General features: G+C 57.9%; 13 protein-coding genes. 11 read left to right on the top strand and 2 right to left on the bottom strand.

From position 1 onward, the window contains the following. Positions 1-37 precede the first annotated feature (37 nt). The 11 genes from VGM18_07845 to VGM18_07795 all read left to right on the top strand — a co-directional run bounded on the left by VGM18_07845 (position 38) and on the right by VGM18_07795 (position 12265). Positions 38-2377, top strand: coding sequence for an SDR family oxidoreductase (locus VGM18_07845; GenBank protein HEY3972902.1), 2340 nt, complete (start codon positions 38-40; stop codon positions 2375-2377). Beyond that, positions 2362-3495 carry an SDR family oxidoreductase gene (locus tag VGM18_07840; GenBank protein HEY3972901.1) on the top strand — a complete coding sequence of 378 codons (1134 nt, stop codon included), beginning with the start codon at positions 2362-2364 and terminating at the stop codon, positions 3493-3495. Before VGM18_07845 ends, VGM18_07840 begins: the two co-directional genes overlap by 16 nt. Continuing rightward, positions 3492-4901 carry a polysaccharide pyruvyl transferase family protein gene (locus VGM18_07835; protein ID HEY3972900.1) on the top strand — a complete coding sequence of 470 codons (1410 nt, stop codon included), beginning with the start codon at positions 3492-3494 and terminating at the stop codon, positions 4899-4901. The genes VGM18_07840 and VGM18_07835 overlap by 4 nt, the downstream gene beginning before the upstream one ends. Before the next feature lie 33 nt (positions 4902-4934). Beyond that, the gene (locus VGM18_07830) at positions 4935-6599 is read left to right on the top strand and encodes an AMP-binding protein (GenBank protein ID HEY3972899.1); all 1665 of its coding nucleotides are present in this window, start codon (positions 4935-4937) and stop codon (positions 6597-6599) included. 27 nt (positions 6600-6626) lie between these two features. Next, complete coding sequence (locus tag VGM18_07825; protein ID HEY3972898.1) at positions 6627-7436, top strand: enoyl-CoA hydratase/isomerase family protein; 810 nt, start codon at positions 6627-6629, stop codon at positions 7434-7436. A gap of 26 nt (positions 7437-7462) precedes the next feature. Next, positions 7463-7705 (top strand): acyl carrier protein, encoded by a 243-nt coding sequence (locus VGM18_07820; protein ID HEY3972897.1) that lies wholly within the window; start codon positions 7463-7465, stop codon positions 7703-7705. Positions 7706-7785: 80 nt separating this feature from the next. Further along, positions 7786-9495 carry an AMP-binding protein gene (locus VGM18_07815; GenBank protein ID HEY3972896.1) on the top strand — a complete coding sequence of 570 codons (1710 nt, stop codon included), beginning with the start codon at positions 7786-7788 and terminating at the stop codon, positions 9493-9495. A gap of 1 nt (position 9496) precedes the next feature. After that, positions 9497-10423 carry a diacylglycerol kinase family protein gene (locus tag VGM18_07810; protein ID HEY3972895.1) on the top strand — a complete coding sequence of 309 codons (927 nt, stop codon included), beginning with the start codon at positions 9497-9499 and terminating at the stop codon, positions 10421-10423. Between the two features lie 64 nt (positions 10424-10487). Continuing rightward, a complete protein-coding gene (locus tag VGM18_07805) occupies positions 10488-10916 on the top strand; it encodes a hypothetical protein (GenBank protein ID HEY3972894.1) in 429 nt (142 codons plus the stop codon). Beyond that, complete coding sequence (locus VGM18_07800; GenBank protein HEY3972893.1) at positions 10913-11362, top strand: vitamin K epoxide reductase family protein; 450 nt, start codon at positions 10913-10915, stop codon at positions 11360-11362. Before VGM18_07805 ends, VGM18_07800 begins: the two co-directional genes overlap by 4 nt. A 15-nt stretch (positions 11363-11377) precedes the next feature. Then, positions 11378-12265, top strand: coding sequence for an alpha/beta hydrolase-fold protein (locus VGM18_07795; GenBank protein HEY3972892.1), 888 nt, complete (start codon positions 11378-11380; stop codon positions 12263-12265). Positions 12266-12279: 14 nt separating this feature from the next. Here the strand turns inward: VGM18_07795 and VGM18_07790 are convergent, their stop codons facing one another. Both VGM18_07790 and VGM18_07785 read right to left on the bottom strand, forming a co-directional pair. Then, positions 12280-13530 carry a glycosyltransferase family 87 protein gene (locus VGM18_07790; GenBank protein ID HEY3972891.1) on the bottom strand — a complete coding sequence of 417 codons (1251 nt, stop codon included), beginning with the start codon at positions 13528-13530 and terminating at the stop codon, positions 12280-12282. After that, positions 13527-14804: a glycosyltransferase family 87 protein gene (locus VGM18_07785; protein HEY3972890.1), complete on the bottom strand. Its 1278-nt coding sequence runs from the start codon at positions 14802-14804 to the stop codon at positions 13527-13529. Before VGM18_07785 ends, VGM18_07790 begins: the two co-directional genes overlap by 4 nt. Positions 14805-14816 lie beyond the last annotated feature (12 nt).

Here is a 14816-nt window from a genome sequence, read left to right as displayed (position 1 = left end):
CTCTAGAGTCAGCTTGTAGAGGGAACTAATAGCAAATTTGGAATCGAACAACCACAACTCCAATGCGGCCCCAACCGTCTACTGGCGGGTAGAGGGCAGTCTGCTTGACCTGACTGTGGTCGAGCCGGTGGCGTTCTTTACCTGGAATGCGCAGACGTTTACCGAGCGCTTCCGGCGGCGCGGGCTGATCTTCCTGATGGCGGCGTTGCGTCCGTTTTTATATTCCACGAACCGCAAATTTGCCACGCGGGTGGTGCACGCCGTGCTGCGCGGAGTGACGCGGGATCGCATGGATCTGCTCGGCGAAGAATTCTTTTTATACAAGCTGAAGCCGCGGCTGAAAGAGCGCGGCGTGAGAAAGGTGCAGGAACTAGTGCAGTCCGGGGCCGACGTTGTCCTGGTCAGCCAGGGACTTGAACATGTGATGCGGCCGCTGGCGCAGCATTTGGGCGTGAAGCGGATTGTGGCGAACCGGTTGGATTTTCGCGATGGCGTGGCGACTGGAAGGTTGCTGAAGCCGGTGATCCGGCCGCGGGGAGCGTTTGCAAAGTTCCGGGAAGAAAATCCCGATGGACGACGGGCTCCGAAAACTCTGGCGCGGCAACTCGATATTTCGGTAGATGACTTGCGCTCAGCTGCGATTCCCGCGGAGCGGCAACCGGTGGCGCCGACGCGGCCGATCGTTCACTTTGACGGCCAGCGGCAGGCGCAAGGTTTTTCCGTGCGCCGGGCGTTCGCAGGAAAGCACGTCATGCTGATTGGGGTCACTGGTTTTATTGGCAAGGTGTGGCTGGCGAATACGCTGATGGATTTGCCGGAGGTGAAGCGGATTTATTTGCTGATCCGCCGGCAGAAGTCGAATCCGGCGGAACGGCGTTTCGAGAAGATGGTGGAAGATTCGCCGGTGTTCGATCCGCTGTTTGAACGGCATGGCGACAAGTTCCTCGGCTTTCTGCGGGAGAAAATCGAAGTTGTCGAGGGCGATGTCACGCAGCCGGGGCTCGGGCTCGGCCCCGAGGCTTCGCGGCGCTTGCAAAAGAGTCTGGATCTGATCATCAACAGCTCGGGGCTAACGGATTTCAATCCCGATCTGCGCGACGCGCTTACGACCAATACGGATGCGGCCCTCAACATTCTCGAGTTTGTGCGCGCGTCGGATCATGCGGGATTGCTCCATCTCTCGACTTGTTACGTCGCCGGCGAGCAGGACGGGCGAGTCGCGGAGAGGCTGACTCCGAACTACAATCCGCGCGGGCTGGCAGATTTCGACGCCGAGCAGGAATGGCGCTCGCTGCACGAGTTCGTGAAGCAGGCCGAAGCGCAGGCCGAGAGCGAGCAGGTCACCTCGGGCTTGCGGATGCAGGCGCGATCGAAGGAACATGCGGCGAAAGACTTGCAGGGCGCGGCGCTGGAAAATCAGATTCGTAAGAATCGCGTGCGGTGGCTGAAGACGTATCTCACGGAGGCGGGCACGCGGCGCGCGAAAGAGTTAGGCTGGCCGAATACTTATACGCTGACGAAAAGCCTGGCCGAATCGCTGATCGTGAAACATGGCGCGGGGCTGCCGGTTGCCGTGGTGCGTCCGGCGATTGTCGAGACTTCCGTCGCCAAGCCTTTTCTCGGATGGAATGAGGGCATCAACACGTCGGCATCGCTGTCGTATCTGTTAGGGACCTACTTCCGGCAGTTGCCGTCGAATAAAAGCAAGCGGCTGGATATTGTTCCTGTGGATGCGGTTTGCGCCGGCATGACGTTGATTTCTGCGGCTGTGATGGAGCGCAGGCACGATCCGCTGTATCAGTTGGCGACTTCGGTGACCAATCCTTGCGACATGGGGCGGTCGATCGAGTTGACGTCGCTGGCGCATCGGAAACACTATCGCGCGCAGGAAGGCCTGGAGTCATGGCTGCGGCTGCGCTTCGATGCGATTCCGGTTTCGAAGACGCGGTACAACCGGATGTCGGCTCCGGCGCAGAAGGCGATTGTGAAGTCGATTCAGCGCATTATGTCGCCGCTGCCATTGAAAAAAGCGCCGCTGGTGAAGACAGAGAGAAGTTTAGAGCGCCTGGAAAAATTGATTGAGTTGTTCGAGCCTTTTATTTTGCTGAACGAGCACGATTTCGCTGCGGAAAATATTGAGAAGTTGTCGTATGCACTGGTGCCGGAAGAGCAGGAAACTTTCGCTTACGACACGCGCTCGCTCGATTGGTGGGAGTACTGGATCAACATTCACATCCCGGCGCTGCGTTACTGGACATACCCGCTGATTGAAGGCAGGCCACTGGAAGCGCGGCCTCCGCGCACTTTTCAACTTGCGCCCGCGAGCGGCGTTGCCGTGAAGACTGGGACCGATGGAGCCACGTGGCGATATTCCTGACCGGGTCGACCGGATACATCGGCGCGCATGTTGCTGCCAATCTGCTGGATACACATGGCGCGGCCTTGAACGTGCTGGTGCGCGCGCGTGATCCGCAGGAAGCGCAGTTGCGGTTGTGGCGCGCGTTGCAATTGCATCTGGACTTCCCGCGATTCTATGAATTCATGCAGACCAAGGTGCGCGTGTTTGTTGGGGATCTGACGTCTTCCGGCTTCGGCTTGAATCGCGATGAATACGATCGCCTGGTACACACGACCGATTCGGTGATTCACTGCGCGGCGTCGCTGAATCGAAAGTCGGAGAAGAGTTGCTTGAACGTGAACCTGCGTGGCACGCTTGAAGTGCTGACGCTGGCGCGCCATGCGGAGCATTATCACGGGCTGCGGCGTTTCAGCGAAGTGAGCACGGTGGCGGTGGCGGGCAAGCGGCAAAATGAAGTGGTGAGCGAGGACCGGGCGATCGAGTGGGACCGGTCGGATTACGATCCTTACGCGCGTACGAAAAAGTTTTGTGAACACATGGCGCGTGTGTTACTGCCGGATACTCCGAAAACAATTTTCCGGCCCAGTATTGTGCTGGGCGACAGCCGGCAGGCGGAGACGACGCAATTCGATATGGTCCGGGCGTTCGTGTTCCTGGCGGGCTTGCCGGCGTTGCCGTTTCGGGCCTCGGACAAGATTGATATTGTGAATGTGGATTTTGTGGCCGATGCGATTGCTGCGCTGCACCAGAAAGACCAGCCGAAGTTTGATACGTATCATCTATCGTCGGGGACGGGGTCGCAGACGTTCCGCGAGTTGACGACCGCACTGGCCGCGGCGCAGCAGAAGCGCGGACCGGTGTTTCTTCCGTTTGCGGAGAAGCCGTTTGCCGGTTCGGTCAACTTTCTCTCGAATCGCAAGGGAGCGGTGGCGAAAGGGGCTTCGTTGCTGAAAGTGTTCATGCCCTATCTGGTGTGGAACACAGTGTTCGACAATACGCGGGTGACTTCTGAGTTGGGGCGGAGGCCGGTTCCGTTTTCGCAGTACAGTTTCTCGTTGTTGAAGTTCAGCCGCGAAAATAATTTTGAGTATCCTTACAAGCCCTGGCCCGCCGCCGCGGGAGGGAATGCCGCATGATGGATTTATTTTTAGAAGCGTGGGTGAGCGGCAACATCGAGCGGGCGAAGGTGCGATGGATGCTAGGCGGAAACAAGCCCTGGCAGCCCGGGGAAAAACTGAAGCTATTGTTCGCCGGATATAACGGCACGCGCAACATGGGATCGGATGTGCGAGTCGACGAAATGCTGCGGCAGATTCGGCACATTCTGGGAGCAGAGCGGGTGGAACTCAGCGTGATGAGCCAGAACTTCGAATTCTCGAAGGGATATTTCGACGGCACGAAGCAGGTGCATCTGCCGGATATTTTTCCGCCGTTCTTGTCGGACGAGGTTCCACGGCATCACGGGGTGGTGGCGTGCGAAGGCTCGATGTTCAAGAGCAAGTTCGCGAATGCGCTGACTGCGATGATGATTGGATCGCTTGGAATCGCGGCCGTCGAGAACAAACTTTCCGTGGGGTATGGCGCGGAAGCCGGGCAGATGGATCCGCTGCTGGCCAAGATGTGTGGACGCTACTGCAAGAATTCGCTGGTGATTACACGCAATGAAGAGTCGCGCACACTGTTGCGCGAATTGGGCGTGCCGACGGAACTGGGGACGGATACGGCGTGGACGTTCGAGCCGCGGCCCGCGAATTATGGCCAGGGTATTTTGCGGCAGGTCGGGTGGGACGGGCGCACACCGGTGCTGGTCGTGTGTCCGATCAATCCGTTTGAGTGGCCGGTGAAAGCGTCGGTGGCGAAAGCCGCGCTGCACAGCCTGACCGGGGCGTACAAAAAAAGCCATTATCGCGGACCATACTTTCATAACTCGGGACCGGACGCCGATCGGGCGCTGGAGCATTACCTGAATTCGATTGCGAACGCCGTTGATACGTTTCGCAAAAAGCGGAATGTTTTTGTGATTCTGGCGGCGACGGAGCGCCTGGACGCGCGCCCAGCCAATTCTATCTCCGAGAAACTTGGCGGCGTGCCCGTGCTGACTTCCGATCAGTACAACATGTATGAACTGGTGAGCATTCTGCGGGCGTGCCACATGATGGCGTCGTCGCGCTATCACGGAATTGTGACGTCGATGCCTGCGCTGGTGCCTTCGGCAGGTATCACTATGGATGAGCGCATTCGCAATCTGATGCGCGAGCGTGGGCATCCTGAATTGCTGATGACGGTGGATGATCCCGATCTCGAACAGAAGTTGCTGGCGGCACTGGAAACATTGGCGACCGAGGGTGAGCGCGTTGCAAATGGCATCGCCCGCACCGTCGTGAAGAATCTGAAAGTGATGGCGCGCATGGGAGTTTTGTTTGAAGAAGAAGTGCAGCGGCGATATCCCGAGTTCACCACGCGCCACGGCGACTGGAGTTGGGAGGATTATCTGCCGCCGATGAACGATTCGCTGCGGCAGTTGGTGGCGGCGTATAGCTGATTCGCGGGCGCGTCTCTGTGTCATTGCAATTTCATGCCATTTATCGGCGAAATCTTTTCGCAACTGAAGACAGCCGCGGATAGTCCCGTGCTGCGGGAAATTCGCAACGGAGAATTCGTTGGTGTCACCGGCGGCGAAATGCTGGAGTTGATTCGCAAGGCACGGACGTTTCTCGCCGCGCGGGGTTTGAAGAATGGCGACCGGCTTGGTCTGCTGGCGGCGAACAGCGTGCGCTGGATTGCGCTCGATTTGGCGGCGATGGCCGAGGGACTAATCGTTGTTCCGCTCTATTTCCGTCAGGCTCCGGCAGAGCTGGTCGCGATCATAAAAGACAGCACGCCGTCGCTGGTCTGCTGTGGCGATGCAGGACTGCGCGATGGAATCCGGCAGAGCTGGGCGGGTCCGAACTGGAACGAGGCGCCTCCGCATGTTCTGGTAGACGAAGTTTTTGCGGGGGGCGACGGAGTTGCGCTCGATCGCCCGCAAGTGCGCGATGACGACGCGGTCACCATTATTTATACGTCGGGCACGTCGGGCGAGGCGAAGGGCGTGGTGCTTACGGCAGCGAATGTTGGATTCATGCTGGGCTGCACATCGGCGAGGCTGGATTTATTGATGGGCGGCCGAATCGGCCAGGACAGCGTTTTTCATTATTTGCCGTTGAGCTTTTGCGCCTCGTGGATTGCGGTGCTTACCTTCCTGTTGCGCGGTAGTCTGATTACGTTGAACACTGATCTGACGAAGATTGCCGGGGATATTATCGCAACGGCTCCACACTATTTTCTGAATGTGCCGCAGTTGCTGGAGCGCATGCGGCGCGGCGTGGACGAACAGATTGCGCAAAAGGGCGGAGTGGCGCAGGCAATTTATTCGCGAGCCAAGGCGGCGCGAACCCGGCGTAAAGAAAATCGGGCTCAAGCTGGCGATGCCATCTGGCTGTGGTTAGCTCACGTGATAGTCTTTCCCGCGATTCGCAAAAAGATGGTTGGCGCGAATCTAAAAGCCCTGATCTGCGGATCTGCGCCGCTTGCGCCAGAGACGCAAGATTATTTCAGCATGCTTGGCATTCCCGTGCTTCAGGTCTACGGACTGACCGAGACGACCGGCATCTGTACCATGGACGATCCTAACTATGTTGTGCCGGGGCGCGTCGGGCCTGCGGTTGACGGCATGGAGATGAGTTTGGGCGAAAATGAAGAAATTGTCGTGCGCGGGCCGAACGTGTTTCCTGGATACTGGAACCGTCCGCAACAGACGGCGGAGGCGCTGCGCGATGGATGGTTTCACACCGGCGATCAGGGCGAGAAGGACGTTTCCGGAAACTGGCGCATCGTAGGGCGACTGAAGAATCTGATCGTTCTCGGGTCTGGGCACAAGATCGCGCCGGAAACTATTGAGGACGAACTTTTGCGGCACCTTCCCGGCGCTCAACACGTGGTTGTTGTGGGCAACGGCCGCGGATATCTTGCGGCGATCGTCACAGGGAGCGTCTCGAGCGAACAGGTGCAAGCCGCGCTCGACGCGGCGAGCGCGGCACTTCCGCATTATAAGCAAGTACGGGCCTTTTGCCTGCGCCCAGAGCCGTTTTCGATTGAGAATGGGATGCTCACGGCGAACGGGAAGGTTAAGCGAGATTTGATTTCGTCGCTTATGAAGAATGAGATCGAAGATATGTACCGGGTGAAACAGGCGGTTTAGATAGAAGATTTGGGGGAATCGACTCGATTGAGCGACGCACATTTTGTCGGGCAGGCGCTGTCGTGGAGTCTGACGAACGGCGTCATTGAGCTGGGGCTGCATCGTGCGCCGCTCAACGAAATCGGGTCGCTGTCGCTGGGAGAACTGGAGAGATTCGTAGAGGCGCTGAATGACTTGGAGAAGGGCGCGCATGCGCTGATTCTCCACAGCGAGTTGAAAGCGGGTTTCTGTGCCGGCGCCGACCTGCGAGAACTTTATGAGCGGTCGCTGGGGATGGAGAAGGATCGGGCCGTCGATGGCGTGCGCGATTTTCTGGAACGCATTCACCGCGCCTTGAATCGGATCGACTCGGCGTCGCTGACTACCATTGCCGCCGTTCACGGAGTGACTTTTGGCGGAGGATTCGAGCTCGCCCTGGTGTGTGATTTGATCGTCGCTGACAAAATGGCTCGCTTTTGTTTTCCTGAGTTGCGCTTGGGATTGATTCCTGGTTTCGGCGGAGTCCCACGGCTGAAGCGGGATTTAGGGAATGCGGTGGTTCGTGACCTGCTGCTGACGGGGCGCAGTTTCAACGCTACTAAGGCGCAGCAAATCGGACTGGTCAGTCAGGTGGTTGCGGAGGGCGAGGCATTGCATGCAGCGCGAGCCATGGCCGCGCAGATAAGCAAGTTCGACCGCGAGACCGCGGCCCGGGCCAAGCAGTTCATCAAGCCAATTCCGCGCGACGAATTGCGCCGGGAGATCGACATTTTCTGTGAGCTATTTCCGCGGCCGGTGGTGCAGGCCGGGTTGAAGAAGTTTGTAGAAAGCAGCGACGCGCAGCCCTATCTGCCGTAAAGCAAGGTGAATTAGAATAACTGCTTATGGAAACCGCTGAAAAAACGCTGGACGAGATACTCACGCTAGCTGCGGCCCACTTCAACGTGCCGCGCCATAAGTTGTCTCCTGACGATGACTTCTTCAAGGCGCTCGGGATCGACAGCCTGCAGACGCTGGATCTGCTCACCAAGCTGGAACATCACTTCCACGTCGAGTTGCCGGATTACGAACTGCAGGGAGTGAGCGATTTCCGCACGCTGGCCGCGAAGATTCAGGCCCGGCTGTGACCTTCATTCTTTATTTTTAATTTTCGATTGTCGATGGCAAAGGCACATCGCAGGATGCTTCATATTCTGGTGCGCAACCTATGCTTGATCTCCGCCAATACACATGTCTAGGCGCAGCGTTGCGCGAGGCACTGGATCGATTCTCGTCTGAGGTCTGCCTGATTGAGGCGGACCGCGATCGTGAAAAAGTACGCCTGACGTATTCGGATTTCAAAGAGATCTCGCTTCCTTTGGCGCGCGCGCTGGAGGATGCAGACTTCGACGCCGGAGACCGCGCCGCCATCATCATGACGAATCAGTCGAAATGGCTGATCTCGGCGTATGCGGTTTTTTATTGTGGCGGAGTGCTGGTGCCGCTGGACTACAAGCTCACAGCGGCCGAGCACCTGCAACTGCTGGCTCACTCCAAGGCCAAGGTGCTGGTCATTGAGTACCATTTGTGGCGCGCGATCATGGAGTCAGCCGAGTTCCAGAAAATTGCCACCAGTATTGTGCTCGTGACCGAGGCTCCACTGGGCGTGGATCTGGCGGGCGCGTTTCGGTGGGAAGATTTCAAGCGCAGGGGCGCCCCTGACTTCGTCATGCGCCAGAAGGATGATGTCGCATGCATCGTTTATTCGTCGGGAACGGGCGGGCGACCGAAAGGCTGCGTGCTGACTCACGAAAATTATCTGGAGCAGTGCCGGGCGCTGACCGCGTGGTATCCGTTTTGGCCGGGAGTGCGGTACTTGAGTATTCTGCCGACCAATCATGCCATCGATTTTATGGTGGGCTTCATCGGTCCGTTTGTGTGCGGAGCTTGCGTGGTGCACTTGCGCACGCTGCGTCCGGAGTTTGTGCGCGATGCTTTTGTGCGCTATCGCATCGCCTATGTGTCGCTGGTGCCCATGATCGTGAAGAATCTGGAACGCGGACTGCGCGCTAAGTTCGACGAGTTGCCAGCGTGGAAGCGGGCATTTCTGAATGCGATGATCGCGACTAACCGGGCGCTGACGCACCGCCGGCCGAATGTGAAGCTGAGCCGCATGCTGCTTTCGAATGTGCATCGCGGTTTTGGCGGTGAAGTGCTGGCGCTGATCACAGGCGGCGCTTTCATGGAGCCTTCGACCATGCAGTTCTTTTACGATCTCGGCATTCCAGTAGTGAATGGTTACGGGCTTACGGAGGCGGGAACTGCGCTGACGCTCAACGATCTTAAACCATTTCGCGCCGATACTGTCGGCAAGCCCCTGCCGGGAGTTGAGCTGCGGATTCTGAATCCGGATGCGGAGGGCGTCGGGGAAGTGGCGGCGCGCAGCAAGACGGTGATGTCGCACTACCTCGACGATCCCGAGCTTACGCTGGAGACGATCGTCGATGGCTGGCTGCTGACGGGCGATCTGGGCCGGTTTGACGGCAGTGGACATCTGCAACTGCTGGGGCGCAAGAAAAATATGATCGTCACCGAGGGCGGGAAGAATATTTATCCCGAAGATATAGAAAACGCTTTCGAGGGAATGCCGGTCAAAGAATATGCGGTGTTTGCGGCAAACTATATCTGGCCGAAGAAGGAACTCGGGGGGGAGAGCCTGGTCTTCATCTTGCGGCTGGAGCAGAATCAGAAGTTCGACAATCAGTTGCTGGAAGATATAGTAATGCGAAATCGGCGACTGCCTGACTTCAAGCGGGTGGGGGGATATTTGATCTGGGAGAAGGACTTTCCGCGGACCGCCTCGATGAAAATCAAGCGACAAGGGCTGGCGGAGGAGATTGGAAGGTCGGCGGAGCGGACGGCCGTGGTGCAACTGTAACGTGGGGACCACTTATCTTGCGATTGTGAATCCGGCGGCGGGTGGTGGGCGCAGCCGTAAACTGCTCGGCCCCGCGCTGGAGCGGTTACGAGCAGGCGGCATTGAAGTCATATTGAGCGAGACCAGCAGGCCGGGGCAGGCAACGGAGATGGCTCGCGATGCGTATCGAAGAGGCGTCCGGAAGTTTATAGCGGTCGGCGGAGATGGCACTTCGTATGAAATCGTGAACGGGTTGTATCCGCAGGCGCTGGGCGGGATACCGGGCGTAGAGCGGGGAGAAGAGCGTCCGATGCTGGCGTTTCTGCCTCTGGGCACGGGAAATTCTTTTCTGCGCGACTTCAGTCATCGCGGCGTGGAACACGGCATCGAGTCTCTGCTGGCTGGCAAGTCGCGGGACTGCGACGTGATGCGTTTGCGGCATCGCGACGGCGTAATTTATTTCATCAATTTGTTGAGTATGGGTTTTGCGGCAGATGTGGCCACGCTGCGGGCGCGGCGTTTCAGCGATTGGGGCGAGTTGGGATATCTGACATCGATTTTTCTGACTTTGTCGCGTTTTCATCGCCGGCCGTTTCCGGTTCGCGTCGAGGGTAAAGAGGGTTTCGATGAGCGGCGCTGCCTCTTCCTTAGTTTTAACAACAGCAAGTTCACGGGTGGGACGATGATGATTGCGCCCAACGCCGAGATTAACGATGGTTTGGTTGAATACGTTCGCTGGGGGCCCATTGGTCGACTGGGGCTGATCCGCAATTTGCCGCGGTTGTATGACGGGACGCATATTCAACATCCGCTGGCCGAGCGCAAGAGCGCGTCGCACATTGAATTCAATCTCGAGGCGCCGGTCGACGTAATGGTCGACGGCGAGGTGCTGACGCTGCATTGCGAAGAACTGGACGTGTTGCCGGGAGCGTTGAAGGTTGTGGCTTGATCGTTCTGTCCAAAATCGGCTCGTTTAAAATCGGGGTCGAACGCGCATGATATAAGGAAGAATCATGTCTGAAGAAAGGCGAAAGCGGCAAGGCGAGCGTGACGCCGAGGCCAGCGGCGATAAGAAGAAGATTCGCAACTACGCCATTATCTTGATTCTGTTGGCCGCAGCATTCTTAGGAGGCCGCTACTACCGGCGCTATCAAAATCATAAATACGATGCTTTCGCACAATGTCTGGCGGCAAAGCATGCAAAAATGTATGGACTTTACTACTGTCCGCATTGTCTGGACCAGAAAGCGATGTTTGGCGACGCGTTCCACTACGTGCCGTATGTAGAGTGCGCGGTGAAGGGTACCTCGGAAGAGACGGCGGAATGCAAGGCCGCGGGTCTGAAGCTCTTTCCCAGTTGGCAGTTCGGGACCGATCCCCCGCATGAGGGAGTTTTGTCACTGGAGGCGCTGAGCGATAAGACCGGCTGTAGCCTGCCATGACCGTGTCGGCTTCGCGCAATCGCATGCTCTTCGCAGTCATCGCCGTCTTGTCGGTCGCTGGTGTCGTCGTGTCGGCCGTATCGCTGGAGCGGCACTACGCTAAGTCTGCAACTGCGTATTGCGAGTTTGGCCAAAAATTCAGCTGCGACATCGTCAACCGGAGCGAGTACTCAACGATTGAAGGGATTCCGGTGGCGGGGATCGGCGTCGCGGGCTACGGCGTGCTGTTCATGCTGGCTACCTTCTGGAACTCTCGCGCGGAGACGCCAAACCGGCTGCTGGGAACGGCGATTGCAGGACTGGCCTTTGCGCTTTATCTGACGTACATCGAAGCGTATGAGTTGATGACGTGGTGCGTTCTGTGCCTGACCTCGCTACTCCTGATTGTTCTGATCTGCCTTCTCGCTATCGCATTGAAGGTGCGGAGTGAGTTTCCGAGAGCCTGAAGTAGAGCCGCGCCGTTGTATTCTGATAAGGCATTTTTCCGGATGGAAGAAATCGAGCAATCTGAAAGTTATGGCTCGCCAGCGCCTGGCGAGGTGATCCGCGCACAGTCGGCGACGGGAGATTTGCGGCTGCATGAATTTCGCAGCCAGGTTTTTCGGAATACCCGATTCCTGCGGGTATGGCTGCCTCCGGGCTATGACGAGGCTGAGAGTTCCGGACGCCATTATCCGGCGCTCTACCTGAATGACGGTCAGAATCTCTTCGAGTCGTCGTCGTCTTTTAACGGCGTGGAATGGCAGGTGGATGAAACCGCCGACCGGTTGATTCGCGAAGGCGCGGTTCCTCCCATGATCATTGTGGGCATGGATAACAGCGGCCGGGAACGCATTCGCGAGTACATGCCGCATCGTTCGCTGCATCCCAGCATGTGGCGGGCACAGGGCACGCGCTATCCGAGTTTTCTGTTTAAGGAAGTCATGCCCTTCATCAATCGCTACTACCGAGTGGCCCAGGGGCCGGAGAATACCGGACTGGGCGGGTCGTCGTTGGGGGCTCTGATCGCGCTTTACACGGCGACGGTACGTCCGGGAGTGATTGGGCGACTGTTGTTGGAGAGTCCTTCGCTGTGGGCATCGAACCGGCAGTTGATTCGGCAGAGTCGGGGCGTGAAGCGATGGCCGGAACGAGTCTTCCTTGCGACCGGAAGCGCCGAAGCCGGGCGCAGGGATAAAGATCAGAGCATGGTGGATGACGTGCGCGAGTTGGCAGCGATCCTGGGGCGCGGAGGATTGGACGATTCGCGACTGAAGTTGGTGATCGAGGAGGCTGCAACGCACCACGAATCCGCATGGGCCCGGCGGTTTCCGGAAGCGCTAAAATTTCTATATGGCACGCACGAATAATCGTCCGGCCCGCTTCATACGCTCGAGGCTACAGCTTCAACTCGGAGGGAAATCTTCCAGATTGAATACAGCGCAGCCGTCATCGCGATGACCGAAAGCTGAACATGCGTCCAGCGCGTGAACGGTCCGATCAGCGGAAGAATGTAAATGAAGTACAAAATCGTTGCCAGGCGTCGTTTGGGTGGCGTGAGCGGCAGAGTCAAGATCGAGTCGGCCAGCAGGAGAAAGGCTGGGGCGAGAATCACCAGATCGTAAACCGTGAGATGCGGCGCGACCAGCACGCTGGCCAGGAGCAGCGCCGAATATTTCAGATGCAGCGGCACAAGAGGGCGTCGTTTCCAACATGCGATGGTCAGGGCGAGTACCCCGGCCGCGCTCAACAGATAAAGGCCGAGAGCAACTTCCGGCCAGGGTACGAGGCCTTTCAGGAGCATCGACCAGAAAGTACGCAGGCAATGTGTCTGGTAGAGCTTGGGTTCGAGCAGAGGCCACAGGGTTCGCACATTTCGAAGCGTGCGCAACCATTGCCGGAGTGGTTCGCTCCCGTAATAGAGAACTCCTGCGAAGATCTGTGCTGCGGCGGAGACAGCGGCTCCAACGACTACTTTCCACACTCCAGTGGTTACGAAAACGACGGCCGCGGCTACGCCCAGTTGCGGCTTGAAGATCAGGCAACCGAGAACGATGCCTGCAAGGAAATCACGCCGGGCGCGCAGCAGAAAAAACATCAGCGTGAAGCAGGCGAGGGCGATCGCCGACGTCTGCCCCCACGCGATCAAGTGAAAGAAGGCGGGAAATGCCGAGGCGAGAAGAAGAATAATGCCGCCAAAATCGTGCAGCCGCGGACAGGCTTTCCACACGGCATAGCAGCAGGCGCCATAGAGTGCCACGCTACAAATCCACCACAAAGCCAACGCCCATCCATAGGAAAGACGCGCCAGCGGCGCGAAGAAGATGGATACCTGCGGTGGATACGAAGGTAAATACTGGATGCCTTCGCTTTCCGGTATGCGTTCTGCCGCGAGAGTTGCCTGGGCGTTCATATTGTATAAGTCAGCCCCGCGGTGTGTGATCGCAAGCGTGCCCAGCGTGTAGAAGTGAAGAAAATCTGTTCCCTTCAGATTGCTATTGCGGTCGCGCAGGCTTGGAGTGGCAATATTCCATGCGTAGAAGGACCACAGGCACAGGGCCAGAATCGCGCCATGAGCACGCAGGCGCTTCGACGTCAGCCACGAGGCAGACCTGGTTGTGGTTGTCAGCGTCATGTCTGCGCCGCATTAGTGTCCACGGAATTCCGGGCGAGTCCGCTACCGAGCAAAATCAGAATTGCGGCCGTCGCTAGCGGAAGCGCAAAGCTCGACAAGAGTGGAGCAGACCATAGCACTGAGTACAAGGGGTTTCGAAGATCGGGCCGCGCCAATGCCACGATCGGCGCCAGCAGCCAGGGAAGAAGTGCAAGTCCGGTAACTGCGTAGAGAGTGAGGTGGCGCAGGCGACTGCCTCGCAGAAGTTCTCGCCGGTGTTGGAACGCCAGCAAAAACGCGGGCAGCAGCAGGACTTGATTGAAGGATGCATTTACGGTCGGGACCACTGTGACCGTGAGTAACAGCACGAATGCGAGGACGATTGCGAACCAGACGGAATCCGCCGGTTCGCGCCGCACCTTCCAGCCGAGCCAGCCAACCGCCAACAAGGCAACGATTGCAATCACCCAGGACCAGTTTGCCGAGAAGATCGTGCCGAGGAACGACTTCGAGTTGGTGTATTCGGAATAAGCTGTAAGCGATTTGGGATATCGGATCATCCACGCTGGCAGCAGAAGCTCGGAGGCCAGAATCAGTGCGGCAAGTGTCGCGCCGAAACCGAATAATAGAAGTCTTCGCGGTCTCCATGCGCCGGCGGTCCACAAGAGGAACCACGCAATCGGGAGTACCGCCATCTGCGGCTTGATGGTTGCGACGGCCATTAGCATTCCCGCCAGGAAGAGTTGTCCGCTGGCGGCGCACGCGGCCGCACCAGCTATTAGGGCGGCGACCAGCAGACCCAACTGCAAGAAACTCAAGCCCTGCATCACCGGTATGCTGCTAAGAGCCAAGATGAGAATTGCCACTAGGTCAATGATGGAAAGGTGAAAACGCAGAAATCGAAGCCAGAACCAAAGGCTGGCGGCCGTCACGGCGGCCAGAAACCACCACACGACGATTCGCACCGTCGCGAACTCCAGAGGCACGATAGGAAGCAAGAGAAACACAACATAAAGCGGATAAGCGAATCGCTCCTGGTCAAGCCGGTCGGTTTGCACCCACGGATTGAGCGCGCGGCCATAGTAGGCGATTTGAATCTCGCGGCTCACCTCGGCTCCGTAGGGGTCGCGATGATGGAGCAGCAGTTCCCGAGAGCCGTACCAGCGTGGATAGAGGTCGGTCAATGCATTCGCCTGCGGCAATCCCGTGCGGATATTCGCCGCATGCAGTGCGGCTGGCGCGCGATTCCAATACGTCCACATGCCAGCCGAGCAAATCAGCAGCAAGATCAGCAAAGGAGGTCGAAG

Source organism: Candidatus Sulfotelmatobacter sp., from assembly GCA_036500765.1.
Classification (GTDB): Bacteria; Acidobacteriota; Terriglobia; order Terriglobales; family Acidobacteriaceae; genus Sulfotelmatobacter.
The sequence above is the reverse complement of the archived record's forward strand: the minus strand, read 5'-3'. Positions and strand labels throughout refer to the sequence as shown.

Bases quoted from the DNA above. Each gene is read 5' to 3' on its own strand.
- VGM18_07800 (HEY3972893.1), top strand. From the start codon at position 10,913: ATGACCGTGTCGGCTTCGCGCAATCGCATGCTCTTCGCAGTCATCGCC.
- VGM18_07835 (HEY3972900.1), top strand. From the start codon at position 3,492: ATGATGGATTTATTTTTAGAAGCGTGGGTGAGCGGCAACATCGAGCGG.
- VGM18_07815 (HEY3972896.1), top strand. From the start codon at position 7,786: ATGCTTGATCTCCGCCAATACACATGTCTAGGCGCAGCGTTGCGCGAG.
- VGM18_07790 (HEY3972891.1), bottom strand. From the start codon at position 13,530: ATGACGCTGACAACCACAACCAGGTCTGCCTCGTGGCTGACGTCGAAG.
- VGM18_07830 (HEY3972899.1), top strand. From the start codon at position 4,935: ATGCCATTTATCGGCGAAATCTTTTCGCAACTGAAGACAGCCGCGGAT.
- VGM18_07805 (HEY3972894.1), top strand. From the start codon at position 10,488: ATGTCTGAAGAAAGGCGAAAGCGGCAAGGCGAGCGTGACGCCGAGGCC.
- VGM18_07820 (HEY3972897.1), top strand. From the start codon at position 7,463: ATGGAAACCGCTGAAAAAACGCTGGACGAGATACTCACGCTAGCTGCG.